This is a genomic window from Streptomyces sp. NPDC015125, assembly GCF_043080045.1.
Lineage (GTDB): Bacteria > Actinomycetota > Actinomycetes > Streptomycetales > Streptomycetaceae > Streptomyces.
In genome coordinates this window covers 310,784-334,764 of record NZ_JBIBVF010000003.1, presented here as the reverse complement: position 1 = coordinate 334,764, position 23,981 = coordinate 310,784, and the positions used below count along the sequence as shown (strand labels likewise).

General features: G+C 71.0%; 18 protein-coding genes. 8 read left to right on the top strand and 10 right to left on the bottom strand.

The genetic code is table 11. From position 1 onward, the window contains the following. Positions 1–44: 44 nt before the first annotated feature. The 6 genes from ACF088_RS11340 to iolC all read right to left on the bottom strand — a co-directional run bounded on the left by ACF088_RS11340 (position 45) and on the right by iolC (position 8,036). Positions 45–1,190 (bottom strand): hypothetical protein, encoded by a 1,146-nt coding sequence (locus ACF088_RS11340; RefSeq protein WP_392375409.1) that lies wholly within the window; start codon positions 1,188–1,190, stop codon positions 45–47. A 190-nt stretch (positions 1,191–1,380) separates the two neighbouring features. Continuing rightward, positions 1,381–2,874 (bottom strand): CoA-acylating methylmalonate-semialdehyde dehydrogenase, encoded by a 1,494-nt coding sequence (locus ACF088_RS11335; protein WP_392375408.1) that lies wholly within the window; start codon positions 2,872–2,874, stop codon positions 1,381–1,383. 67 nt (positions 2,875–2,941) lie between these two features. After that, the gene (gene iolD / locus ACF088_RS11330) at positions 2,942–4,825 is read right to left on the bottom strand and encodes a 3D-(3,5/4)-trihydroxycyclohexane-1,2-dione acylhydrolase (decyclizing) (protein ID WP_392375407.1); all 1,884 of its coding nucleotides are present in this window, start codon (positions 4,823–4,825) and stop codon (positions 2,942–2,944) included. Next, positions 4,822–5,787, bottom strand: a complete 966-nt coding sequence (iolB, locus tag ACF088_RS11325; protein ID WP_392375406.1) for a 5-deoxy-glucuronate isomerase — start codon at positions 5,785–5,787, stop codon at positions 4,822–4,824. Before iolB ends, iolD begins: the two co-directional genes overlap by 4 nt. Before the next feature lie 117 nt (positions 5,788–5,904). Next, positions 5,905–6,792, bottom strand: a complete 888-nt coding sequence (locus ACF088_RS11320; protein WP_392375405.1) for a deoxyribose-phosphate aldolase — start codon at positions 6,790–6,792, stop codon at positions 5,905–5,907. A 251-nt stretch (positions 6,793–7,043) separates the two neighbouring features. Then, entirely contained in the window at positions 7,044–8,036 is a 993-nt protein-coding gene (gene iolC, locus ACF088_RS11315) for a 5-dehydro-2-deoxygluconokinase (RefSeq protein WP_392375404.1), read from the bottom strand. Positions 8,037–8,656: 620 nt separating this feature from the next. On the opposite strand from iolC, the gene ACF088_RS11310 reads away from it, so the two are divergent. From ACF088_RS11310 to ACF088_RS11285, 6 genes are all read left to right on the top strand, one after another. Then, positions 8,657–9,577 carry a sugar phosphate isomerase/epimerase family protein gene (locus ACF088_RS11310; protein WP_392375403.1) on the top strand — a complete coding sequence of 307 codons (921 nt, stop codon included), beginning with the start codon at positions 8,657–8,659 and terminating at the stop codon, positions 9,575–9,577. 331 nt (positions 9,578–9,908) lie between these two features. Further along, positions 9,909–10,928 (top strand): Gfo/Idh/MocA family protein, encoded by a 1,020-nt coding sequence (locus ACF088_RS11305; protein WP_392375402.1) that lies wholly within the window; start codon positions 9,909–9,911, stop codon positions 10,926–10,928. A 370-nt stretch (positions 10,929–11,298) separates the two neighbouring features. Beyond that, positions 11,299–12,747, top strand: a complete 1,449-nt coding sequence (locus ACF088_RS11300; protein ID WP_392375401.1) for a sugar porter family MFS transporter — start codon at positions 11,299–11,301, stop codon at positions 12,745–12,747. A gap of 248 nt (positions 12,748–12,995) precedes the next feature. Beyond that, positions 12,996–13,376, top strand: a complete 381-nt coding sequence (locus tag ACF088_RS11295; protein WP_392375399.1) for a peptidoglycan-binding protein — start codon at positions 12,996–12,998, stop codon at positions 13,374–13,376. A 448-nt stretch (positions 13,377–13,824) separates the two neighbouring features. Next, on the top strand, positions 13,825–14,019 hold the full coding sequence (locus ACF088_RS11290) for an AlpA family transcriptional regulator (protein WP_086721239.1): 195 nt from the start codon (positions 13,825–13,827) through the stop codon (positions 14,017–14,019). Between the two features lie 95 nt (positions 14,020–14,114). After that, positions 14,115–15,062, top strand: a complete 948-nt coding sequence (locus tag ACF088_RS11285) for a 2-dehydropantoate 2-reductase (protein WP_392375398.1) — start codon at positions 14,115–14,117, stop codon at positions 15,060–15,062. A gap of 6 nt (positions 15,063–15,068) precedes the next feature. Here ACF088_RS11285 and ACF088_RS11280 read toward each other — a convergent pair whose 3' ends face one another. Further along, on the bottom strand, positions 15,069–16,331 hold the full coding sequence (locus tag ACF088_RS11280) for a substrate-binding domain-containing protein (RefSeq protein WP_392375397.1): 1,263 nt from the start codon (positions 16,329–16,331) through the stop codon (positions 15,069–15,071). A 309-nt stretch (positions 16,332–16,640) separates the two neighbouring features. On the opposite strand from ACF088_RS11280, the gene ACF088_RS11275 reads away from it, so the two are divergent. Then, positions 16,641–17,672, top strand: coding sequence for a Gfo/Idh/MocA family oxidoreductase (locus ACF088_RS11275; RefSeq protein ID WP_392375396.1), 1,032 nt, complete (start codon positions 16,641–16,643; stop codon positions 17,670–17,672). A 156-nt stretch (positions 17,673–17,828) separates the two neighbouring features. On the opposite strand, the gene ACF088_RS11270 is transcribed toward ACF088_RS11275, so the two are convergent. Continuing rightward, a complete protein-coding gene (locus ACF088_RS11270) occupies positions 17,829–18,524 on the bottom strand; it encodes a DedA family protein (RefSeq protein WP_392375395.1) in 696 nt (231 codons plus the stop codon). A gap of 291 nt (positions 18,525–18,815) precedes the next feature. Here ACF088_RS11270 and ACF088_RS11265 point away from each other — a divergent pair, with 291 nt between their 5' ends. Continuing rightward, entirely contained in the window at positions 18,816–19,103 is a 288-nt protein-coding gene (locus ACF088_RS11265; protein WP_392375394.1) for a heavy-metal-associated domain-containing protein, read from the top strand. A gap of 741 nt (positions 19,104–19,844) precedes the next feature. Here the strand turns inward: ACF088_RS11265 and ACF088_RS11260 are convergent. Further along, entirely contained in the window at positions 19,845–21,134 is a 1,290-nt protein-coding gene (locus tag ACF088_RS11260; protein WP_311628064.1) for a citrate synthase, read from the bottom strand. 178 nt (positions 21,135–21,312) lie between these two features. Beyond that, positions 21,313–23,601, bottom strand: a complete 2,289-nt coding sequence (locus tag ACF088_RS11255; protein ID WP_392375393.1) for an AAA family ATPase — start codon at positions 23,599–23,601, stop codon at positions 21,313–21,315. Positions 23,602–23,981 lie beyond the last annotated feature (380 nt).

Sequence of the window (23,981 nt, the reverse complement as noted above, 5' to 3'; positions counted from 1 at the left end):
GGGGGCCACTGTCCGCCGGTCGGTCCGGGGGCCCCGCCCGCCGGTCAGTACTGCGGCGGTCCGAACGCGCCCTGCGGGGGCGGCGGGGTGCCGGGCGGCATCGGCGGGGCACCGGCCGGCGGCATCGGCGGACCGCTGACCGGCGGCACCGGGCCGGCGGGCGGCTGCCAGGCCGGCGGACCGGGCACCGGGGCCTGCGGACCGGGCGGCGGGACGAATCCGGGGGCGGCGAACTGCGGAGCCGGGGACGGCGGGTACCAGGCGGGGGCGACCGGCTCACCGCGGCCCATCAAAACGAGCAGCGCCGCCGAGCCGAACAGGTCGAGCAGCAGCCCGATGTCACCGATGACGGTCAGGCCCGGCGTGGAGGCGCCCTCGAAGAGGGTGCCGTTGCCGGCCAGCCCGATCACCGTCACCAGGGCGCCGGGCAGCGCCTGGATCGCCAGCCCGAAGGCCAGGCCGCGGGCCGCGGCACCGCGCATCAGGCTGCTCAGCGCGGCCACCGCGGTCAGCACGAGGAAGACCAGGGCGGACCAGCCGGGAGCCATGCTCAGCAGCTCGCCGAGGATGCCCTTGCCGAGGTAGAACATGGGGAGGGACTCGGTGTCGCTCTGCACCAGGATGTAGCCCTGCCAGGCCAGGTTCCACAGCACCATCACGCCGAGCAGCAGACCGCCCGCCAGGCCGGCCTTCGGGTTCGGGCGCAGCGGCGGGTCGGTGGGGGTCCGGCGCGGCCAGGAGCGCATACCGGCGAGCAGCACGATGCAGGCGACGAAGGACAGCAGGAGCAGCCACAGGCTGCTGATGAAGACGCCTTCGAAGGTCGTGGTGTCGATGTCGGCGTGCACGTACCAGCGGTTGTCGCTGGTGTGGAGGCCGGTGCTGAGGGCGGCCTGCAGGGCGGTGGCGAAGGTGACGGTGGTGGCGACGGCCAGCAGTCCGCCGGCCACCCGCTGGCCGGCGAAGGCCGCGAACGCCGCCGCCAACTGGACCGCGGCCAGGCCGACATGGAAGGGGGCGGTGGCCTGGTTCGTGCCGGCACGTTGACGGGCCCAGGCCTCCCAGAGGCCGTCGATGCCGAACTCGCTGAGGTCCGCGGCCAGCCAGTAGGCCGTGAACAGGAAGAACAACAGGCAGAAGATTCCGCCGGTGATACGGGCGCCCTTGGCGAGCGCCATGGATTGCGGCATTTCGTCCCCCGGTTGTGTCGATGCTCAGCGAAGAAGCACCGTAGCAACGCCGATATGACGGACCCCCTGCAGGCGGGGGCCGGCAGGGGGTCCGTCAGAGGGTCTTGTCAGAGGGCCCCGTCAGAAGGTCCGTCAAAGGGCCCGCCAGTGGGTCCGTCAGAGGCCTGTCGGTGGGTCCGTCGGAACGTCCTCAGTGGTTGCTGGGGAAGCCCAGGTTGATACCGCCGTCGGACGGGTCGGGCCAGCGGGTGGTGACGACCTTGCCGCGGGTGTAGAAGTGCACCCCGTCGTTGCCGTAGATGTGGTGGTCGCCGAAGAGCGAGTCCTTCCAGCCGCCGAAGGAGTGGTAGCCGACCGGCACCGGGATCGGCACGTTCACGCCGACCATGCCGGCCTCGACCTCCATCTGGAAGCGGCGGGCCGCGCCGCCGTCCCGGGTGAAGATCGCGGTGCCGTTGCCCCACGGCGAGTTGTTCATCAGCGCGATGGCCTCGTCGTAGGTCTCGACGCGGACCACGGACAGCACCGGGCCGAAGATCTCGTCGCGGTAGGCGTCCATCTCGGGCGTGACGTGGTCCAGGAGGGACACACCGATCCAGTGGCCGTCCTCGTAGCCCTGGACGGTGTAGCCGGTGCCGTCGATGACGACGTCCGCGCCCTGGGCCGCGGCGCCGGAGACATAGGAGGCGACCTTGTCGCGGTGGACCTTGGTGATCAGCGGGCCCATCTCGGAGGCCGGGTCGTCGCCGGGGCCGATCCGCAGCTGGTCGGCGCGCTCCTTGATCTTGCCGATCAGCGGGTCGGCGGTCTCGCCGACGGCCACCACGACGGAGATCGCCATGCAGCGCTCGCCGGCCGAGCCGTACGCCGCGTTGATCGCGGAGTCGGCGGCCAGGTCGAGGTCGGCGTCCGGCAGGACCAGCATGTGGTTCTTGGCGCCGCCCAGCGCCTGGACGCGCTTGCCGTTGGCGGTGCCGGTGGTGTGGATGTAGCGGGCGATGGGAGTGGAGCCGACGAAGGAGACCGCGGCGATGTCCGGGTGCTCCAGGATGGCGTCGACGGCCACCTTGTCGCCGTTGACGACGTTCAGCACACCGTCGGGCAGCCCCGCCTCGGCGGCCAGCTCGGCGAGCTTGAACGCGGCGCTGGGCACCTTCTCGCTGGGCTTGAGGACGAAGGTGTTCCCGCAGGCGATGGCGAGCGGGAACATCCACATCGGCACCATCGCCGGGAAGTTGAACGGCGTGATGCCGGCGACCACACCGAGCGACTGGCGGATCGAGGAGACATCGACCCGGGTGGAGACCTGGGTGGACAGCTCGCCCTTGAGCTTCTCGGGGATACCGCAGGCCAGCTCGACGATCTCCAGACCGCGGGCGACCTCGCCGAGCGCGTCGGAGTGCACCTTGCCGTGCTCGGCGGTGATCAGCCGGGCGATTTCCTCGCGGTGCGCATCGAGCAGCTCGCGGTACTTGAACAGCACCGAGGTGCGCTTGGCCAGGGAGCTGGTGCCCCAGGTCCGGAAGGCTTCCTTGGCCGCGCTCACAGCGGCGTCGACCTCGTCGACCGAGGCGAAGGCGACCTGCTTCTCCTGGGCGCCGGTGGCCGGGTTGTAGACCGGGCCGTAGTTGCCGGAGACACCCTCGACGGGCTTCCCGCCGATCCAGTGGCTGAGGGTCTTCATGCGGAGGGCCTTTCTGGGTGACGACTTCGAGCGGCAGTCATGCGAGCAGGAGTCATGCGAGCGGGAGTCAGAGGTGGCGGCGGCGCCCGGCGGTGTGCCGGTCGTACGCCTCCCGGGCAGCCACCGCCGCCGGACGTGTCGCGGTCTCGGCAACAGGAACATCCCACCAGGCCTGAGCCTCGGGCGCGCCCGGCACAGTGTCGGCCGTTTCGGTCTCGACATAGACACATGTGGGCCGGTTCGCGCCCCGCGCCTCGGCGAGCGCGGCACGCAGCTCGCCGACGGTGGCCGCCCGCAGCACCTGCATGCCCAGCGAGGCGGCGTTGGCCGCCAGATCGACCGGCAGCGGCGCACCGGTGTACGTGCCGTCCCCGGCGCGGAAGCGGTAGTCGGTGCCGAAGCGCTCACCGCCGGTGGCCTGGGACAGCCCGCCGATGGAGGCATAGCCGTGGTTCTGCACGAGGACGACGTTGATGTGGATGCCCTCCTGGACCGCGGTGACCAGTTCGGTGGGGTTCATCAGATAGGTACCGTCGCCGACCAGCGCCCACACCGGCCGGTCGGGGGCGGCGAGCCGGACGCCGATCGCGGCGGGGATCTCATAGCCCATGCAGGAGTAGCCGTATTCGAGGTGGTACTGCCTGCGGGACCGGGCGCGCCAGAGTTTGTGCAGGTCACCGGGGAGAGAACCGGCCGCATTGATGATCACGTCGGTGTCGTCGACGAGGGCGTCCAGCGCGCCGAGGACCTGCGTCTGCGAGGGCCGCACCGACGGGTCCGCTGCCCCGTACGCGGCGTCCACCCGGCGCTCCCAGTCGGCCTTCGCCGCCCGGTAGGCGGCCTCGTACTCCGTGTCGACGCGCTCGCCGGACAGCTCCTTGGTGAGCGCCTCGAGTCCGGCGCGGGCGTCGGCGACCAGGGAGAGCGCGCCGAGCTTGTGGGCGTCGAAGGACGCGATGTTGAGGTTGACGAAGCGGACTCCGGGCGCGGCGAACAGGGTCGAGGAGGCGGTGGTGAAGTCGGTGTAGCGGGTACCGACCCCGAGGACCAGGTCGGCCTCGCGGGCGAGGGCGTCGGCGGTGGCGGTACCGGTGTGGCCGATACCGCCCACGTCGGCGGGGTGGTCGTGACGCAGCGAGCCCTTGCCGGCCTGGGTGGACGCGACCGGAATGCCGGTGGCGTCGGCGAAGGCGCACAGCGCGTCCTCGGCCTCGCTGTGGTGGACCCCGCCGCCCGCGATGACCAACGGCCGGCGGGCGCCGCGCAGGGCCCGTACGGCCTCGGCGAGGGCGTCGGCGTCGGGGGCGGGCCGGGGGATGCGCCAGACCCGGTCGGCGAAGAACTCCTCCGGCCAGTCGTACGCCTCGGCCTGCACGTCCTGCGGCAGCGCGAGGGTGACGGCGCCGGTGTCGACGGGGTCGGCGAGCACCCGCATGGCCTGCAGGGCCGCGGGGATCAGCGCCTCGGGCCGGGTGACCCGGTCGAAGTAGCGGGAGACCGGGCGCAGCGCGTCATTGACCGAGACATCGCCGGCGAAGGGCACTTCGAGCTGCTGGAGGACGGGGTCGGCGGGCCGGGTGGCGAAGGTGTCGCCGGGCAGCAGCAGGACCGGGAGCCGGTTGACGGTGGCGAGCGCCGCGCCGGTGACGAGGTTGGTGGCGCCGGGGCCGATGGAGGTGGTGACGGCCTGTGCGCCGAGCCGGTCGCGCTGCCGGGCGTAGCCGACGGCGGCATGCACCATGGCCTGTTCGTTGCGGCCCTGGAGATAGGGCAGCGCGTCGCCGGACTCCAGGAGGGCCTGGCCGAGACCGGCGACATTGCCGTGGCCGAAGATGCCCCAGCAGGCGTTGATCAGGCGGTGCCGGCGGCCGTCCCGCTCGGTGTACTGGTGGGCGAGGAACTCGACCAGGGCCTGCGCGACCGTAAGACGGCGGGTCGTCGGAGCGTTCATCGGGCGTCTCCTGCGGGCGCTTCGTAGAGGGGAAGGCGGGGGTCGACGGGCTGACCGGGCCAGGTGGAGCGGATCCAGCCGTGGTCGGGGTGATCACAGATCAGCCACTCACGGGTCTCCCCGGGCCCGGCCATCACATTGAGGTAGTACAGGGCGTGGCCGGGCGCGGCGATCGACGGGCCGTGCCAGCCGTCGGGGATCAGGACCGCGTCGCCGCTGCGGATCTCGGCCAGGACGTCGGTGCCACGGCCGTGCCCCGAGGGGGTGACGCGCTGGTAGCCGACACCTTCCGTCCCGTGGGCGGGCTCGACCTCGAAGTAGTAGATCTCCTCCAGCTCGGACTCCTCGCCGGGGCGGCACTCGTCGTGCTTGTGCGGCGGGTAGGAGGACCAGTTGCCGCCGGGGGTGAGCACCTCCACCGCGATGAGCTTGTCGCACTCGAAGGTGCCCGCGGCGCCGAAGTTGTTGACCTGACGGGAGCAGTTGCCGGTGCCGCGCAGCTCCACGGGGACGTCGGACGCGGCACCGTAGCGGGCGGGGAGACGGCGCTCACAGCGGGCGCCGGTGAGCGCGAAGCGGCCGCCGGCGCCGCTCACGATCTGCACATGCGCGTCGCGCGGTACGTACACGAAATCGGTGACCCCGCTGAACACGCTCTCCCGGCCGGTCAGTTCGAATGTCTCACCCGTCTCACCGGTCTCACTGGTCTTGCCGATCTCACCGGTCTCACTGGTCTCACCGATCTCACCGGCCTCACCGCTGCCGGTCAGCACCGTGCAGCCGCCGGACAGCGGCAGCACGATCCACTCGCTGTCGCCGGTGGCGAAGGAGTGCCGGCCACCGGGCGGCAGGTCGAGGACGCGCAGCGAGGAGTGGTCCCAGCCCGCCCGCTTCGGATCGATGTCCAGCGCATACGGGCCGTCGGCCGCGGTCGTGGCCTTCAGGTGGAATTCAGTGCTCATATATCGAGTCTCCTGCGGAAATCGCGGTCTTCACAGCAGGCCTTCGGTGGTGTTCACGGTGTTCGCAGTCGCCCTACGGCGGCCTTCCCGGTGTTCACAGGCCCCCTATGGCGGTGTTCACAGCAGGCCGACGGCGGTGTCCACGGCCGCCGCGACATCGCCGTCGGCCGGGTAGAGCAGCGAGCGGCCGACGACCAGGCCCTGCACCGTCGGCAGCCGCAGCGCCTTGCGCCACTTCTCGTAAGCGGCTTCCTGGTCCTGGACGGTGCTGCCGATGTCGCCGCCGAGCAGCACGGTCGGCAGGGTGGTGGTCTCGCAGACCCGGGCCATGGCGTCGGGGTCGTCGGTGACCGGCAGCTTCAGCCAGGTGTAGGCGGAGGTACCGCCGAGGCCGGAGGCGATGGCCACCGAGCGGGTGACGGCGTCGGCGCTGAGGTCGTTGCGGACCGCGCCTTCTATCCGGGAGGAGAGGAACGGCTCCACGAAGACGGGCAGTTGCCGCTCGGCCATCGCGTCGATGGCACGGGCGGTGGTCTCCAGGGTGGTCAGCGAGCCGGGGTCGCCGTAGTCGATGCGCAGCAGCAGTTTGCCGGCGTCGAAGCGGAGCCGGGCGAGATCCTGGGGGCGGTGCCCGGTGAACCGGTCGTCCATCTCGAACGACGCGCCCGCGATACCGCCGCGGTTCATGGAGCCCATGACGACCTTGCCTTCGAGCGCCCCGAGCAGCAGCAGGTCCTCCAGGATGTCGGCGGTGGCGAGCACTCCGTCCACACCGGGCCGGGACAGCGCAAGGACCAGGCGTTCCAGCAGATCGAGGCGGTTGGCCATGGCGAGCTGCCGGTCTCCGACGGCGAGCGCGCCACGGGCCGGGTGATCGGCCGCGACGATCATCAGCCGGCCGCTGTCGCCGATGAGCGGGCGACGAGTGCGACGGGCGGCGGCCTCCGCGACGGCTTCGGGGTGCCGGGCCCGCAGCGTCGCAAGGTCACTGATCCGAGGGTTCAAGGCTCAACTCACCTTCTTGAGTGCACAGGTGGGGCGGGGGCGACTGCGGGTGCGACCCGGGGGGGACGGGGGCGGGGACGGGGGCGGGTGCGGGGGCGACTTTGGGGGCCGCAGCGGCGGGCGCAGCCCCAGAGGTAAAGGGGGCGGGCGCGGCCACAGAGAGGACAGGCACAGTTGCGGCGGCAGAGGCGACAGGCACAGTTACGGCGATTGCGGGGATTGCAGGGATTACGGGGATTGCGGCCACGGGATCACCGCCCCGCGAGGAACGCGTCGACCTCGTCGGCCGTGGGCATCGCGGACGAGCAGGCGAGGCGGGAGGCGACGATCGCACCGGCGGCGTTGGCGTAGCGCATCATCGGCTCCAGGTCCCACCCGGCCAGGAGGCCGTGGCAGAGCGAGCCGCCGAAGGAGTCGCCGGCGCCCAGGCCGTTGACGACCTCGACAGGGGTGGGCGGAACCTCGGCGGTGCGGCCGTCGCGGTGCACGGCGAGGACACCCTCGGGGCCCTGCTTGATGACGGCGAGTTCGACGCCCATGTCCAGCAGCGCCTGGGCGCAGGCCTTGGGATCGCGCAGTCCGGTGGCAACCTCGGCCTCGTCGACATTGCCGACCGCCACGGTGGCGTGCCGGAGGGCCGCTTCGTAATACGGGCGCGCGGTGGCCATCGCCGCGGCGCCGCTCGCGCCGCCGTCCCCGGAGGCGCCGCCCTCGCCGCCCCAGAACATCGGCCGCCAGTCGAGGTCGAAGACGGTCGTTCCCGTCTTGGCGCGGGCCTCCAGCGCGGCAAGGGTGGCGCTGCGGCTGGGCTCCTCGCACAGCCCCGTGCCGGTGACCCAGAAAATCCGGGCGCCCACGATGGCGTCCTGGTCGAGCTCCTCGGGGTGGATAACCAGGTCGGGGGCCTTCGGGCGGCGGTAGAAGTAGAGCGGGAAGTCGTCCGGCGGGAAGATCTCGCAGAAGGTGACCGGTGTCGGATAGGCGTCGACGGGGGTCACCCAGCGGTCGTCCACACCGAAGTCGCGCAGCGCCTGGTGGACGTAGTCGCCGAACGGGTCGCTTCCGGTACGGCTGATGACCGCACTCCGCCGGCCGAGCCGGGCCGCGGCGACCGCCACATTGGTGGCCGAGCCACCGAGGAACTTCCCGAACGTCTCCACCTGCGCCAGCGGCACGCCGGTCTGCAGCGGGTAGATGTCGACTCCGATGCGGCCCATGGTGATCAGGTCGTACGGCTCGGTCATGTGCGCCCCTTCGGGTCGGCCGGCGCGGCGGATTCGGCAGGTTCGACAGGTTCGGCTCTGAGGAAAGGTCTAACGGGGAGAGTCAGACCCTGTCAATACTTTGTCCTTACATACTGACGTCGAGGATAGCGCGGGACCGGGACACGGAACCGGACACAGAGCCGGAAGCCCACGAAGGACGGCCGGGACGACGCAACCCAGAGGCCAGGCGGGGCACGACGGAGGCCGGGGCGCCCAGCGGGGCACGACGGAGGCCGGGGCGCCCAGCGGGGCACGACGGAGGCCGGGGCGCCCAGCGGGGCACGACGAGGGGCCGGGGCGCCCAGCGGGGCACGACGAGGGGCCGGAGCCAGGGACTACGGGCGGGACGGCGGAGGCCAGGAGTCAGGGGGCGCGACGGAGGCCAGAGGCCAGGCGGGGCACGACGGAGGCCAGGGCATTGGGCCATCCCGGGGCACACCCCGAGTGCAACCCCTGGAGGCAATCCACAGCCCCAAAGTCCTTAAGTCCTAATGTCAGGACGAAGTCTTGACACTCCCCGGGGCGACAGAGAGGCTGTGCCCCACGACCCACCCCAGCGCCTCCCGGTCACCGCCGACCGGCGAGAGGAGAGCCGCAGCATGTCCGTTCCCCATGCCGCCCCGCCCGTCCTGGACCGCCTTCGCGTCGGTTCCGCACCCGACTCCTGGGGAGTCTGGTTCCCCGACGACGATCAGCAGGTGCCCTGGCAGCGCTTCCTGGACGAGGTCGCCGAAGCCGGCTACGAGTGGATCGAGCTCGGCCCGTACGGCTACCTGCCCACCGACCCCGCCGTCCTGCGCGACGAGATCACCCGCCGCAGCCTGCAGGTCTCGGCCGGCACGATCTTCACCTCGCTGCACCACGGCCCGCCCGTATGGGACAAGACCTGGGCGCACGTCTCCGAGGTCGCCACCCTCACCCAGGCGATGGGCGCGGGACACCTCGTCGTCATCCCGTCCTTCTGGCGGGACGACAAGACCGCCGAGGAGATCGAGCCGCGCGAGCTGACCGTGGAGCAGTGGAAGCATCTGACCACCGGCATGGAACGGCTGGGCAAGCGCGTACGGGACGAGTTCGGGCTGGACATCGTCGTCCACCCGCACGCCGACACTCATATCGACACCGAGGAACACGTCGAGCGGCTCCTGCACACCACCGACTCCGACCTGGTCAACCTCTGCCTGGACACCGGCCATTACGCCTACTGCGGCGGCGACAGCGTCAAGCTGATCCGCACCTACGGCGAGCGGATCGGCTACCTCCACCTCAAGCAGGTCGACCCGGACATCCTCGGCGAGGTCGTCGCCAAGGGCACCCCGTTCGGCCCGGCCGTCAAGCAGGGCGTGATGTGCGAACCGCCGCTCGGTGTGCCCGCGCTGCCGCCCGTCCTGCAGGCCGCCCAGGAGCTGAATGTCGACCTCTTCGCCATCGTCGAGCAGGACATGTACCCCTGCCCGCCCGACCAGCCGTTCCCCATCGCCGAGCGCACCCGCCGCTTCCTCCGCTCCTGCGGCGCCTGAGCCATCCGCCGCCGCGAGGCCGCGCGCCATCCGCATGCCATCCGACACTGTGAGGCCGCGCGCCATCCGCCGCCGCGAGGCCGCGCGCCGCATTGAGGCTGCACACGTTGCACCCGTGCGGCTCGATGTCTTGCACCTTGAGGCCGCACACCGCCTCAAGCCGTACACAAGCCCCAAGGCCGGGCGGCTTGAGGCGCGCGCCCTATAGAGGTATGTCTCGCATGCGCATGCCTCACGACGCCTCCTCACCCTCCGGCAACGATTACGGAGAGTAATCAGTTCCCAGGGTACATCACACTCTGTAGCACGTACGTAAGGACTTGAGGACGATATGACTTCGCACGAAACGCTCGGTGTGGCGGTCATCGGCACCGGCCGGATGGGCGCCGACCACGTACGCCGGATCAATGAGGTGATCAGCGGTGCCCGGGTGGCGGCCGTGGTCGACATCGACGCGGACCGCATCAAACACCTCGCCGACGGCATCGAGGGCTGTACCCCCTACACCGACCCGGCCGCCGCCATGGACGACCCCGCGGTGGACGCCGTACTGATCGCCTCGCCGGGGCCCGCGCACGAGGCGGCGCTGCTGGATGCCTTCGCGCGGGATCTGCCCGTGCTCTGCGAGAAGCCGCTGACGCCGGACGCGGCCTCCGCGCTGCGCGTCCTGGAGGCCGAGCAGGCGCTGGGGCACCGCCGCGTCCAGGTCGGTTTCATGCGCCGTTACGACGCCGACTACCGCACCCTCAAGTCCCTTCTGGAACAGGGCACTTACGGTCGTCCGCTGATGCTGCACAACAAGCACCGCAACGCCGACACCCCGCCCGGCTTCACCAACGCGATGATGATCAATGACTCGGTGGTGCATGAGATCGATGTGACCCGCTGGCTCCTGGGGGAGGAGATCACCGCGGTCCGGGTGCTGCGCCCGGCCCCCACCGGCAACGCGCCGGAGGGCCTCAGCGACCCGCAGCTGATCCTCTTCGAGACCGCGGGCGGCCAGGTCGTGGACACCGAACTCTTCGTCAACTGCGGCTTCGGCTACCAGGTCAGCTGCGAGGCGGTCTGCGAGGGCGGCACCGCCAGGATCGGCGACGACCACGGAGTGTTCAGCAACACCTCGGGGCGCTGGGGCGGCACCATCACCCCCGGTTTCGTGGAGCGCTTCGAGGAGGCCTACGACCGGCAGGTGCAGCGCTGGGTGAACGCCACCCGGCGCGGCGAGGTAGAGGGCCCCAGTTGCTGGGACGGCTACGCCGCGGCCGCGGTGTGCGAGGCGGGGGTACGGGCCCAGACCACCGGCGAGCGGGTGGCCGTCGAACTGATCGAGCGGCCGGCGCTCTACCGCTAGCAGCCGTCGCTGCACCGCCGGCGACCGTCGCCGCACCACCAAGTGGCCGCGCTGTGCTGCCAAGTGGCCGCACTGTGCCGCGGAGGTGTGTCCCACCGAAGGACCGTCCCGCCAAAAAGGCCCGCCCCGTCCAAAAGGCCGGCCCCACCAATAGGCCCGTCCCACCGCAAGGCCCGCCCCACCGCAAGGCCCGTTCCACCGAAAGGCCCCGCACCATGTACGTCGCTCCTGACGCCGACCCGCTCCGCACCGGGTCCATACCCCTGCGCCCCTCGCCCGCCCGCCCCTCTCCGGCCCCGCCGACGCCGACGCCCGCACCGGCACCGACCCCGGCCGCCGGGTGGGCCGGCACGGCGTACCGGAGCTGAGGATGGCCGCCCCGACCGGCCAGATCGCGCCCGCCGGCCCGCGCGAGAGCGTGCAGGCCCGCAGCGCCAAGCGCTTCATCGTCGGCATCGCTGCCATTGCCGCCCTCGGCGGCGCCCTGTTCGGCTACGACACCGGAGTGATCTCCGGCGCCCTCCCCTTCCTGGAGGGCCATTTCGGCCTCACCTCTCTGGGCGAGGGCATCATCACCAGCGCGCTGCTGATCGGCGCGGCCTTCGGTTCGCTGATCGGCGGCCGGATGTCCGATGCGCTGGGCCGGCGCAATTCCCTGCTGTGGGCGGGCTCCGTGTTCATCGGCGGTGCGCTGGCCGTCGCGCTCTCGCCGAGCGTTCCCTTCATGACCGTGGCGCGCTTCGTCCTCGGGCTCGCCGTCGGCAGCGCCTCCGTCATCACCCCGCTCTACCTGTCCGAGATCGCGCCCCCGCACATCCGCGGCCGGCTGGTCTCCTTCAATTCGCTGATGATCGTCAGCGGTCAGCTGCTCGCCTACCTGATCAATGCCGTTCTGGCGCACTGGGCGGCCTGGCGCTGGATGCTGGGCCTTGCGGCGCTGCCCGCCGTGGCGCTGTTCATCGGGCTGTTCTTCCTGCCCGACACGCCACGCTGGTACATCAGCAAGGGCCGTCCGGACGAGGCGGCCCGGGTGCTGCACCGTACGCTGCCCGCCGAGGACGTACCCGCCGAACTGGCCCGTATCGATCAGGCCCGCGCCCTGGAGGCCGACGCCCGGCGCGGCGCCTGGCAGCAGCTGCGCACACCGTGGGTGCGGCGGCTGCTGCTGGTCGGCATCGGTCTGGCGGCCGTCCAGCAGATCACCGGTGTCAACGCCGTGGTCTACTTCGCGCCCAAGATCCTGGCGTCGACCGGTCTGGGCACCGGCGCCTCGATCACCGCCACCATCGCCGTCGGCGCGGTCTCCGTCCTGGCCACGGCGATCGGGATGTCCCTGATCGACCGGGTCGGCCGGCGGCCCATGCTGCTTTCGGGGCTGGCCGGTATGGCCGCCTCGCTCGCCCTGCTCGGTGCCGCCTTCCGCCTGCCGCACTCCACCGCCGTCAGCGCCCTCGTGCTCGGTCTGATGGTTCTCTACATGGCGTTCATGCAGGCCACCCTCAACACCGGTGTCTGGCTGCTGCTCGCCGAGATGTTCCCGCTCAAGGTGCGCGGACTGGCCATGGGCGCCGCGGTGTTCATGATGTGGCTGGTCAACTTCGGGGTCGCGCTCGCCTTCCCACTCCTGCTCGATGCGGTCGGCGCCGGCACCACGTTCTGGTTCTTCGGCGTGATGTGTGTGCTGTCCCTGGTCTTCTGTAAGCGGTACGCACCGGAGACGAAGGGGCTGGCCCTGGAGGATCTGGAGCACGAGCTGCGCAAGGCGGCCACCAACGGGAGCCCCGGCGGGAGCCCGAGCGGGAGCCCGAGCCAGAACTGACGGCGGCGAACGAGAGCGGGAGGCCTGGCGGGAGCCCGAGCGGGAGCCCGAGCGGAAGCCCGAGCGGGAGGCCGATCCGGAGCTGACGGCCGCGGACGAAAGCGGCGGAGGGCGGGGGAGGGTGGACCGCGGCGGACGAGAGCGGACGGCGGCGGGCGCGAAGTGCCGAGGCGTTGCCGGAACCGCGAACCGCTCCCCCGGCGTCAGAACGGGTGGAATCACATCCAACGGGGGAAACGGTGGAATTCGTGAATGCCCATGCTCTCACCCAAGCCGTCAAGCGCACGGCCGTCCTGACCGCGACCGCGGGGCTGCTGACCGCCGGACTGCTCACCGGCCCGGCGACCGCCGACAGTCAGGCCGCCGACAGTCAGGCCGGCGGCCGGCCCGGCACGCTGGCCGCCTGCGCCTACTACAACGGAAACGCCCTCACCGTCTACGGTCAGCGTGGCGACCGCGTCTCACAGGTGCAGTGCCTGCTGGCGAACCGCCGCTATCTCCCGTGGGGAGATGTGACCGGGTACTTCGGTCCCAAGACCCGGGCCGCGGTGAAGAAGTTCCAGTCCCGGCATCATCTGACCGCCAACGGCAAGGTCGACAAGAAGACCTGGCGGGCGCTCTACGCCTGATCCACTGCGCTCGGGCCGGCCGGCCGTCCGGGCCGCCGGTGTACGTGTGGCGGGCCACACTGCCGTTTGCGCTGCCCCCGCCCCGGTCGGGGCGTTTGTCACGCAGCCGACGCCGTTCCGAACCGACCCGCGGGCGTACCGGCCCCGTTCCGCCCCCACACCGCCCCCGTTCCGGACCCGTTTCCGGACCCGTTCCGGACCGACCCGCCCAGCGACCTGCCCCGTCTCGCCGCCATTCCGGACCGTCCCGCCGCCGTCACAGCCATCCGGCTCGCGTCACGGCTGTCACCGTTACGCGCGGCTTCCGTCACAGCCGATCAACAGCCCCTCCCCCATGGTTACTCGGTGTCGTTGTCCAGGCACAGGGTGAGTGATCACCAGGCCGTACGCAGCCCCCTGCCGGCTCCTCCGGGCCGACCCTGCGTACGGCGCTCAGGAGGTGGCAGAGATGACCGACCGCAAGCTCTGGTCGTACAAGGAGATCGCCGCGCACATCCAGGTGCAGCCGGACACCGTGCGCTCCTACCGCAAGCACGGGCTGCTACCCGAACCGGATCTGGTGGAGGGCGGGAAACCGTACTGGTTCGCCGACACGGTCAGAGCGTGGGTGGCGCAGCGGCCGGGCCAACGCGGCCGGCGCTGAGAGCCACCGGCACGGCCCCGGGCCCCGGCTCCCGGGCGACGCCGGGGCCCGGGCGTCACCCACCCGTCAGGCCTCCCCGGCTCTACGATCGAGGTATGCCCCGGACATCCCCAGCAGCGGCACCCGCCCGGATCGCGGTGATCGGCGGGGGCGCGATCGGTGGCTACACCGCCGCCCTTGCGCGGTGGGCCGGGCTCGACGTCACACTGTGCGTGCGCAGCCCGCTGGACGGTCTGAGCATCGAGAGCGGCGGCACGATCCGGCCCGCGGCGGTGCGTATCGTCACCGATCCGGCGCTGGTGGGGCCGGTCGACTGGGTCCTGCTGACCACCAAGGCACAGGACACCGCGGGCGCCGAGGGCTGGCTGCGGCGGCTGTGCGGCCGGGATACCGCTGTCGCGGTGCTGCAGAACGGCATCGGCCTGGCGGAGCGCGTCGCTCCGCTCGTTCCCCGGGGCACCCGCGTCCTCCCCACCGTGGTCTACATCTCGGCGGAGCGCACCGCGCCCGGCCGGATCCTGCATCACGTCGCCAGTGAACTGCATGTGCCCGAGGGCCCGTTGGCGGACCGGTTCGCCGCCCTGCTGGACGGCAGCGAGCTGCGGGTGCACCGGGTGCCCGACTTCACCACGGCCTCCTGGCGCAAGTTGTTCACCAACCTCGCGGCCAATCCGATCACCGCTCTTCTCCAACAGCGGACAGGGATCTTCGCCGACCCGGAGATGGCCGCGCTCACCCGTGACCTGCTGCGCGAGGCCGCCGTCGTCGCGCGCGCCGAGGGCGCGGACATCGGCGAAGCGGACATCTCCCGGACGCTTGAGCTGTACGCCACCGCTCCTCGGGACGGCGGCTCCTCGATGCTCTACGACCGCCTGGCCGGCCGTCCGCTGGAGCATGAGTTCATCACCGGCGCAGTGGTCAGGGCCGGTGAACGGCACGGTATCGCCACTCCGTTGAACAAGATGCTGCTGACTCTGCTGCGGGCGGTGGACCGCGAACTTCGGGGCGCGAAGGCGCGCGAACTGCGGGGGGCGAAGGCGTAGGGCGGGTCAGACGGCCCGGGGTGGTGCCGTTGAGCCCCTGATCTCCAGGTCCGGGGCCACGAGTTGCTGCCCGGCCGGGGTGTCCGGACGCTCCATGCGGTCCAGGAGGCAGCGTGCCGCCCGTCGGCCGACCTCGTGGCTGGCGTTGTCCACCGAATCGAGCCAGAGGTGGCGGATGCGGGCGAGGTAAGTGTTGTCGTAGCCGACGAGGGACAGATCGGCGGGGACGTCCAGGCCCAACTCCTGGGCGGCGGACAGCGCGCCGACGCCGGAGATGTCATTGAACGCGAAGACAGCGGTGGGACGTTCGGCGGTGGGACGTTCGGCCGTGGGACGTTCGGCGATGGGGCGTTCGGCGGTGGGATCTCCGGCCGTGGGATCTCCGGTGGTGGGGCGAACGGCACTGGGATCTCCGGCCGTGGGATCTCCGGCGGCAGAACGTCCGGTGCCGCGCGAGGGGTGGAGCAGCCGGACGGCTGCACGGTAGCCGCCCTCCTCGGTTCCGTCGCCGCTCGCCACGACGGCGCTCGCCGACAGGCCGTGGGACCGTACGGCGGCCTCGAAGCCGCGGCGGCGCAGCTCGCCGACCCGTCCCTGCCCGGCGATATGGGCGATGCGGCGGTGGCCGAGGCCGATGAGGTGCTCGGTGGCGAGCCGGGCGCCGCGCTCATCGTCGTTGGCGACGAGGTCGACGCGCGCCAGCCGCGGTTCGTGGTTGCCCGCGATGACGGTCGGCAGCCGCTCCGCGACCTCGGCGAGGCCGTCGGTGTCCGGGAGCGTGCCGACGATGACGATGCCGTCGACCCGCAGCTCCTGGAAGGTGCGGGCGAAGTCCTGGCCGGCCCGCCGGTCCAGCCGGGCGTCGATCATCAGCATCCGCAGACCGTGCGCCTGCAGCAGAGAGTTCAGGCCGTCGAGCACCTCGACGAACCAGGGATTGCGCATATCGTGCAGCAGCACGCCGACCGTGTGGGTACGGCGTGCGGCCAGGCTGCGGGCCGCGGCGTTCGGCCGGTAGCCCAGCTCCTCGATCGCCGCCAGTACGGCCTGCCGCCTAACCTCACTGACCCGTGGTGAGCCCTGCAGCACGAGCGAGACCAGCGACTTGGAGACGCCCGCGCGCTCGGCCACACCGCGGATCGTCGGGTGCCGGTCCGCTCCCGGCCGCGCACCGGAACGTACTCCGGACAGCTCGCCGAGTCCCTCTCCGACTCGCCCTCCGTCCCGCTCTTCGGACCGTCCGTCGCCGCGCTGATTGGACCGTTCCATAGGCCGAAGCCTCCCATCGGGTCAGATCGGCGTCAACGCACATCCATGCGCTCTCGCAGAAGGGTTGACATGCGGACATCAGGACATGCAGGGTGCCCGTGACCGTGGCGATTGGACCGTTCCAAAGCACACGGAAAAGCGCAACGCGGAACGAGCAACGAGCAACGAGCGATGAGCGCGGGCCCCTCTCCCACCCCGCTCTCTCCCCCACCCAGCCCGTCCCCCTCCCCTCCCCTCGCCTCCCCCTCCCCTCCCACCACCACCTCCCACCTCCTCCTCCCCAGCCCCTCCCCGGAAAGGAACCGAGGCATGAAGATCGGTCTGATCGGCACCGGGCGCATCGGCGCGTTCCATGCCCGCACCCTGCTGAGCGTCCCGGGCGTCACCGGTATCGCCGTCGCGGATGTGGACACCGCGCGCGCCGCGTCGCTGGCAAAGACCCTGGGCGTACGGTCCGCCGCGAGCATCGAGGAGATGTACGCGGACGGCCTCGACGGCGTGGTGATCACCGCCGCGACCAGCGCACACGCCACGCTGATCCACCAGGCCCTGGACGCCGGGGTGCCGGTGTTCTGCGAGAAGCCGGTCGCCCTGGACGTGCCGGGAACCGTCGGTGTGGTGGAGCGGGCGCAGGCCGGTTCCGTGCCGGTACAGATCGGCTTCCAGCGCCGCTTCGACGCGGGTTACCGCGCCGCCCGTGAGGCGCTGCACTCCGGCGAGCTGGGCTGGCTGCACACCCTGCGCGCCTGCACCAGCGACCGGACGCCGCCGCCCGCCGGCTACATCCCCACCTCCGGCGGGCTGTTCCGGGACTGCAGCATCCATGACTTCGACATCCTGCGCTGGCTCACCGGCCGTGAGGTGGTCTCGGTCTACGCCCAGGGCGCCAACCGCGGCGCGTCCTTCTTCGCCGACGGTGATGATGTGGACACCTGCGCGGCGCTGCTGCGCTTCGACGACGACACCTTGGCCACCGTCACGGCGACCCGCTACAACGGCGCGGGCCACGATGTCCGGCTGGAGGTCTGCGGCTCCGAGGGCGCCCGCTTCGTCGGCCTCGACGACCGTGCGCCGCTGCCGTCCGCGGAGCCGAAGCTGTCGTGGCAGCGGGCGGCCGACCCGTACGCCACGTTCATGGAGCGTTTCCACGACGCCTACGTCACCGAGCTGGGTGTCTTCGCCGAGGTCGTGGCGGGGCGTGCGCCGAGCCCGTGCTCGCCGGCGGAGGCGTTGGAGGCGCTCTATATCGCCGAGGCGTGTGAGCGTTCGCGGCGCACCGGCGGGCCGGTCGCCGTGGCGGATGTCCGGGCCACCGCAGGTGGTGCGGCTCCGCGCGGCTGAGCATCCGGGGCCGGTGTTCCGTCACCGGCGTCCGTTTCCCCCGCCGCCCGAAGTCTCCGCCCGCACCCGCACCCACACCCGCAGCGGAGCCGGCAGTCAAGTCGCTCTGCAGGCCACTCCGTAAGCCACCCGGTAAGTCACTCTGCGTAATCATCGTCATGTCTGCACTGTAGGGGCGCCCACTGACAATCGCGCCGACGCCGTGGACGAGGCCCGGCCGCCCCACCCCTCATCCCGGCCGCCGTCGCCCCCTTCGGAGGTCCCGCCGCTCTCGCCCTCACCGCTCCCCTTGGGCGGGTCGCGCAGGGTGCGGCGGCGGGCGGCCCACTGGATCGCGGCACCGGCCGCGGCGACCACACAGGAGACGCCGAAGCCGATGCCGACGGCGTAGAGCGGGCGACCGGTGGTGGCGGTGCCCACGTAGCCGAGGCCGACCGAGTATGTGGCCCAGGTTGCTTCGGCGACGGCGGCGCCGAGCACGTATTTGCGCAGCGGGTAGCGCAGGACCCCGGATGCCAGGGCGCCGACGATCCGGCCGCTGGGCAGGAACCGTACGGCGACCACAAAGGGCAGGCCGTAGCGCTGGATGTGGCCGGAGGTCCATTCCAGCAGTGCCCGGCGGCGGGGGTTGCGGCGCATCCAGGTCCGTACGGGCTCGCCGAACCGCCGTGCGGCGAGGTACATGAGGAGATCCCCGAGCAGTGCGCTGCCCCCGACGGTCAGCAGGACGAGGGGGAGGAAGACCTCGCCCCGGGAGGCGAGTACTCCGGTCGTGACAAGGAGTGCCGAGTTGGGGATCAGGGGTGGCAGCGTGGTGAGCACCAGCAGGCCGTAGAGGGCGAGTACGTCCATACGGCCGCCTCCTCGGATCCACCCCGAGCCCGTATCCCAAGGCTGACGCGTGGCGGGGCGTGCGGCAACGTGATGGGCGCGCCCGGAAGCTGGAATGGTACCCCCTAGGGGTATAAAGTGCCGGGGTCGGGAGACGCCTGCAGTCGCCGGAGTCAGCCACGCGCGGTGCGCCGCACCTCCCCGGCACGCGACACCGCACCGAACACATCGGCACCACGTCGAACACACCAGCACCACCCGGAACACACCGCAACCACACCGAACACACCAGCACCACAAGGAGAATCCCCCATGACCGAGAACAGCTCCTGCTGCACCCCCGAAGGCTCCTGCCACTCCGGCGGCACCGACATCCAGGTCGGCGAGGTGACCACCACGTACCGGGTCACCGGCATGACCTGCGGCCACTGCGAGGGGGCGGTGTCGTCCGAGATCGGCGAGCTCGCCGGGGTGAGTTCGGTACAGGCGGTCGCGGCCACCGGCCTGGTGACCGTCACCTCCAAGGCCCCGCTGGACGAGGACGCCGTGCGTGCGGCCGTCGACGAGGCCGGCTACGAACTCACGGGACAGGCCGCCTGATTCCCGGCAGCCCTTGCACCACACGGGCACGGGCACGGGCGCGCGCAGGGACACGGGCAGGGGCGCGGGCCCAGCTCGTCATCGACCGGCGGACCTGCACCTCGTGCACCTCACGCACCTCATGCGCCTCGCGCACCTCGCGGGCACCTCACACGTCGCGGGCACCCCATGTGCCGCGGCCGTCGCGAAGGCACTCCCATCGACCGCCGTCGCACCGCCGCGCCGCCGTGCTGCCGTGCTGCCGTGCTGCCGTGCTGCCGCGCCACCGTGCTGCCGCGTCGCCGTCACCAGCCTGCGCCCAAGCAACTTCACACGGCCCTTACAACTGACACAACACCCATACCCAAGGGCCTCGATCTCCAGATGGAGGCCCTTGACCGCATTCGCCCCCATATGGCAAGAGACCCAGATCACACTCATCCGAACGTAACCATTGAGGGGGGTCGTGAGTCTAACCGGGCAGTGCAGGCACCCCGGCGGGGCTTGCACTGCAACAGCCGTGCTGATCTTGGGGGATCGTGCCCGGCTACGCGTGGCCGGGGCGACGTGCGCGGGGAGCTTTGAGCGGCCCTCCCGAAGGTGCGCGTCCCGGCAGATCGCGGTGCAACCCGGAACGCCCGGACGGATCCCGTGGGGGGAATCCAACCGGGACACGGGAAGCGCCCCGCACTCTGGACCCGTGGGGGGATCCGGAGGCGGGGCGCTTTCTTTTCTGCGCGCGGTGAGCCGGCCTCGAAGGGGTCAGCGCTCCTGGACCGGCACGAAGTCGCGCTCGACGACGCCGGTGTAGATCTGCCGCGGGCGGCCGATGCGGGAGCCGGGCTCCTTGATCATCTCGTGCCACTGGGCGATCCAGCCGGGCAGCCGGCCGAGCGCGAAGAGCACGGTGAACATCTCGGTCGGGAAGCCCATGGCCCGGTAGATCAGGCCGGTGTAGAAGTCGACGTTCGGGTAGAGCTTGCGCTCGACGAAGTAGTCGTCGGACAGCGCGTGCTCCTCCAGCTTGAGGGCGATGTCCAGCAGCTCGTCGGACTTGCCGAGCGCGGAGAGGACGTCGTGCGCCGCCGCCTTGATGATCTTCGCGCGAGGGTCGAAGTTCTTGTAGACGCGGTGCCCGAAGCCCATGAGCTTCACGCCGTCTTCCTTGTTCTTCACCTTGCGGATGAAGGAGTCGACGTCGCCGCCGCTGGCCTGGATGCCCTCCAGCATCTCCAGCACGGACTGGTTGGCACCGCCGTGGAGAGGGCCCCACAGCGCGTTGATGCCGGCGGAGATCGAGGCGAAGAGGTTCGCCTGCGAGGAGCCGACCAGGCGGACCGTGGAGGTGGAGCAGTTCTGCTCGTGGTCGGCGTGCAGGATCAGCAGCTTGTCGAGGGCGCTGACCACCACCGGGTCGAGGTCGTAGTCCGCGGCGGGCACCGAGAAGGTCATGCGCAGGAAGTTCTCGACGTACCCGAGGTCGTTGCTCGGGTAGACGACCGGGTGGCCGACCGACTTCTTGAACGCGTAGGCCGCGATCGTCGGGAGCTTGGCCAGCAGCCGGATCGTGGAGATATGGCGCTGCTGCTCGTCGAACGGGTTGTGGCTGTCCTGGTAGAAGGTCGACAGCGCGCTGACGACCGAGGACAGCATCGCCATCGGGTGGGCGTCCCGGGGGAAGCCGTCGTAGAAGCGCTTGACGTCCTCGTGGAGCAGCGTGTGGTAAGTGATGTCCTGCTTGAAGTTCGCCAGCTCATCAACGGTGGGCAGCTCGCCGTGGATGAGGAGGTACGCGGTCTCGACGAACGTGCTGCGCTCTGCGAGCTGCTCGATCGGGTAGCCGCGGTAACGAAGAATCCCGTTCTCACCGTCGAGATAGGTGATCGCGGATTTATACGCCGCGGTGTTGCCGTAACCGGAATCCAGGGTCACCAGACCGGTCTGGGCGCGAAGCTTCGAGATATCGAAGCCCTTGTCGCCAACGGTGCTGTCGACGACCGGGTAGCTGTATTCGCCGTCCCCGTAACGCAGTACTACAGAGTTGTCGCTCACGTCATCCCTCACCGACGTTGTGCCTCTTCTTCGAGGTGCCCTGACTGCCTATACCTTCCCCCATTTGGGCCTTGGTCGTGCACTCGGGGTCGGCCATAGGGCCTGTCTGCGGCACTCAGTGCCGCCTGAGTGCCCATCCTGCCCCCCTTCGCCCCGAATGGGAAAGAGGGAGGACCTCTCACATCGCACCGGCGAGCCGGTGATCGAGCGCCGTACACCGCCGACCGGCGGATACCGTGCGGACGGCCTGCCCCAAGGCCTTGCGGGAGCCGACGAGCACCACCAAGCGCTTTGCCCGGGTCACAGCGGTATAGAGCAAATTGCGCTGCAGCATCATCCAGGCACTGGTGGTGACCGGAATCACCACCGCTGGATACTCACTACCCTGCGAGCGGTGGATCGTCACGGCATAGGCGTGCGCGAGTTCGTCGAGTTCGTCGAAGTCGTAGGGGACCTCCTCGTCCTCGTCGGTGCGCACGGTCAGCCGCTGCTCGTCGGAGTCCAGAGCGGTGACCACGCCGACCGTGCCGTTGAAGACGCCGTTGCGGCCTTTTTCATAGTTGTTTCTGATCTGGGTGACCTTGTCGCCGACGCGGAAGACCCGGCCGCCGAAGCGGCGCTCGGGCAGATCGGGGCGGGCGGGGGTGACGGCCTGCTGGAGCAGGCCGTTCAGGGCGCCCGCACCGGCCGGGCCGCGGTGCATCGGGGTGAGCACCTGGACGTCCCGGCGCGGGTCGAGACCGAACTTTTCCGGGATCCGGCGGGCCGCGACGTCCACCGCCAACTGCCCGGCCTGCTCGGCGTCCTCCTCGGCGAACAGGAAGAAGTCCGTCAGTCCGGTGGTCAGGGGCAGGACGCCGGAGTTGATGCGGTGGGCGTTGGTGACCACCCCGGACTGCTGGGCCTGCCGGAAGATCCGGGTCAGCCGGACGGCGGGCACGGTCCCACCCGCCACCCGACCACCACCCCCGTCCGACGCTCCCCCGGACTCCGTCCCGGCGGACCCTCCTCGCGCGGCCCCTCCCCCGTCGAGCAGATCGCGCAGCACCTCGCCCGCCCCCACCGACGGCAGCTGGTCGACATCCCCGACCAGGAGCAGATGGGCGCCCGGCGGCACCGCCTTGACCAGCTTGTTCGCGAGCAGCAGATCCAGCATCGAGGCCTCGTCGACGACCACCAGATCGGCGTCCAGCGGCCGGTCCGCGTCGTAGGCGGCGTCCCCGCCGGGCTTGAGCTCCAGGAGCCGGTGGACCGTGGAGGCCTCCGCGCCGGTCAGCTCGGAGAGCCGCTTGGCCGCCCGGCCCGTGGGCGCCGCCAGCACCACCTTGGCTTTCTTGGCGCGGGCCAGCTCGACGACGGAACGGACCGTAAAGGACTTGCCACAGCCCGGTCCGCCGGTGAGTACCGCGACCTTCTCGGTCAGCGCCAGTCGCACCGCCTGCTGCTGCTCGGGGGCCAGCTCGGCGCCCGTCCGCCGCACCAGCCAGGCAAGCGCCTTGTCCCAGTCGACGTCCCGGAACGCCGGCATCCGGTCCTCACGGGTGCGCAGCAGCCGGGTCAGCCGGCCGGCCAGGGAGATCTCGGCGCGGTGGAAGGGCACCAGGTAGACGGCGGTGACCGGCGGCGCGCCGTCTCCGTCGCCCGGCACCTGTTCGCGGACCACGCCCTCCGGGTCCGCGGCCAGCTCGCCCAGGCAGTCGATGACCAGGCCGGTGTCCACCTGGAGCAACTTCACCGCGTCGGCGATCAGTTGTTCCTCGGGGAGGAAGCAGTGGCCCTGGTCCGTGGACTGCGACAGCGCATATTGCAGGCCCGCCTTGACCCGGTCCGGGCTGTCGTGCGGAATGCCCACGGACTGGGCGATGCGGTCGGCGGTCAGGAAGCCGATGCCCCAGACGTCGGCGGCCAGGCGGTAGGGCTGGTTGCGGACGACGGAGATGGAGGCGTCGCCGTACTTCTTGTAGATCCGCACCGCGATGGAGGTGGAGACGCCGACGCCCTGGAGGAAGACCATGACCTCCTTGATGGCCTTCTGCTCCTCCCAGGCCGCGCCGATCATCTTCGTCCGCTTGGGGCCCAGGCCCGGTACCTCGACCAGACGCCCGGGGTCGCTCTCGATGACGTCGAGGGTGTCCGTGCCGAAGTGGCCGACGATGCGGTCGGCGATCCGCGGGCCGATGCCCTTGATCAGGCCGGAGCCCAGGTAGCGGCGGATGCCCTGGATCGTGGCGGGCAGGACGGTGGTGTAGTTCTCGACGGTGAACTGTTTGCCGTACTGGGGGTGGGAGCCCCAGCGGCCTTCCATGCGCAGCGATTCCCCCGGCTGCGCCCCGAGCAGCGCGCCGACGACGGTCAGCAGATCGCCCGCGCCACGGCCGGTGTCGACCCGCGCGACCGTATAGCCGTTTTCCTCGTTGGCGTAGGTGATCCGCTCCAGGACCCCTTCGATCACGGCTGCGTTGACCATGGACCGACCGTACCGCCGGGGTCTGACAGCGCGCCGGGAGGCGGGACATCCGGGTCGCCGTCCGGATCACCGGGGCGTCTCCGGGCACCGGATCACCACCGGACGCCGATCACCCTCCGGATCACCGGACCACCCATCGCCCTCCGGATCACCGGATCACCATCGAGGGGCCCGTCCGATGGTCGGGCCCCTCGATTCCCCCTCCACGCCGGCCCCGGGTTCCCCCCCCGGGCCCCTCCCCTTTCGGGACCAGCGTCAGCTATGACCTTCGTGGACGGCCAACGGTTGCGCGCATCCGCTGAGTTATTTCTCCGGCACCCGCTGTGCGCTTTCCCTCGTCATCCGGCATGCGTGAGGAAGCGGTCCACGCTCTCGTCGTC

Coding starts and splice junctions, on each gene's coding strand:
- ACF088_RS11340 (WP_392375409.1), bottom strand. CDS start 1,190: ATGCCGCAATCCATGGCGCTCGCCAAGGGCGCCCGTATCACCGGCGGA.
- ACF088_RS11335 (WP_392375408.1), bottom strand. CDS start 2,874: ATGAAGACCCTCAGCCACTGGATCGGCGGGAAGCCCGTCGAGGGTGTC.
- iolD (WP_392375407.1), bottom strand. CDS start 4,825: ATGAACGCTCCGACGACCCGCCGTCTTACGGTCGCGCAGGCCCTGGTC.
- iolB (WP_392375406.1), bottom strand. CDS start 5,787: ATGAGCACTGAATTCCACCTGAAGGCCACGACCGCGGCCGACGGCCCG.
- iolC (WP_392375404.1), bottom strand. CDS start 8,036: ATGACCGAGCCGTACGACCTGATCACCATGGGCCGCATCGGAGTCGAC.
- ACF088_RS11310 (WP_392375403.1), top strand. CDS start 8,657: ATGTCCGTTCCCCATGCCGCCCCGCCCGTCCTGGACCGCCTTCGCGTC.
- ACF088_RS11305 (WP_392375402.1), top strand. CDS start 9,909: ATGACTTCGCACGAAACGCTCGGTGTGGCGGTCATCGGCACCGGCCGG.
- ACF088_RS11300 (WP_392375401.1), top strand. CDS start 11,299: ATGGCCGCCCCGACCGGCCAGATCGCGCCCGCCGGCCCGCGCGAGAGC.
- ACF088_RS11290 (WP_086721239.1), top strand. CDS start 13,825: ATGACCGACCGCAAGCTCTGGTCGTACAAGGAGATCGCCGCGCACATC.
- ACF088_RS11285 (WP_392375398.1), top strand. CDS start 14,115: ATGCCCCGGACATCCCCAGCAGCGGCACCCGCCCGGATCGCGGTGATC.
- ACF088_RS11280 (WP_392375397.1), bottom strand. CDS start 16,331: ATGGAACGGTCCAATCAGCGCGGCGACGGACGGTCCGAAGAGCGGGAC.
- ACF088_RS11275 (WP_392375396.1), top strand. CDS start 16,641: ATGAAGATCGGTCTGATCGGCACCGGGCGCATCGGCGCGTTCCATGCC.
- ACF088_RS11270 (WP_392375395.1), bottom strand. CDS start 18,524: ATGGACGTACTCGCCCTCTACGGCCTGCTGGTGCTCACCACGCTGCCA.
- ACF088_RS11265 (WP_392375394.1), top strand. CDS start 18,816: ATGACCGAGAACAGCTCCTGCTGCACCCCCGAAGGCTCCTGCCACTCC.
- ACF088_RS11255 (WP_392375393.1), bottom strand. CDS start 23,601: ATGGTCAACGCAGCCGTGATCGAAGGGGTCCTGGAGCGGATCACCTAC.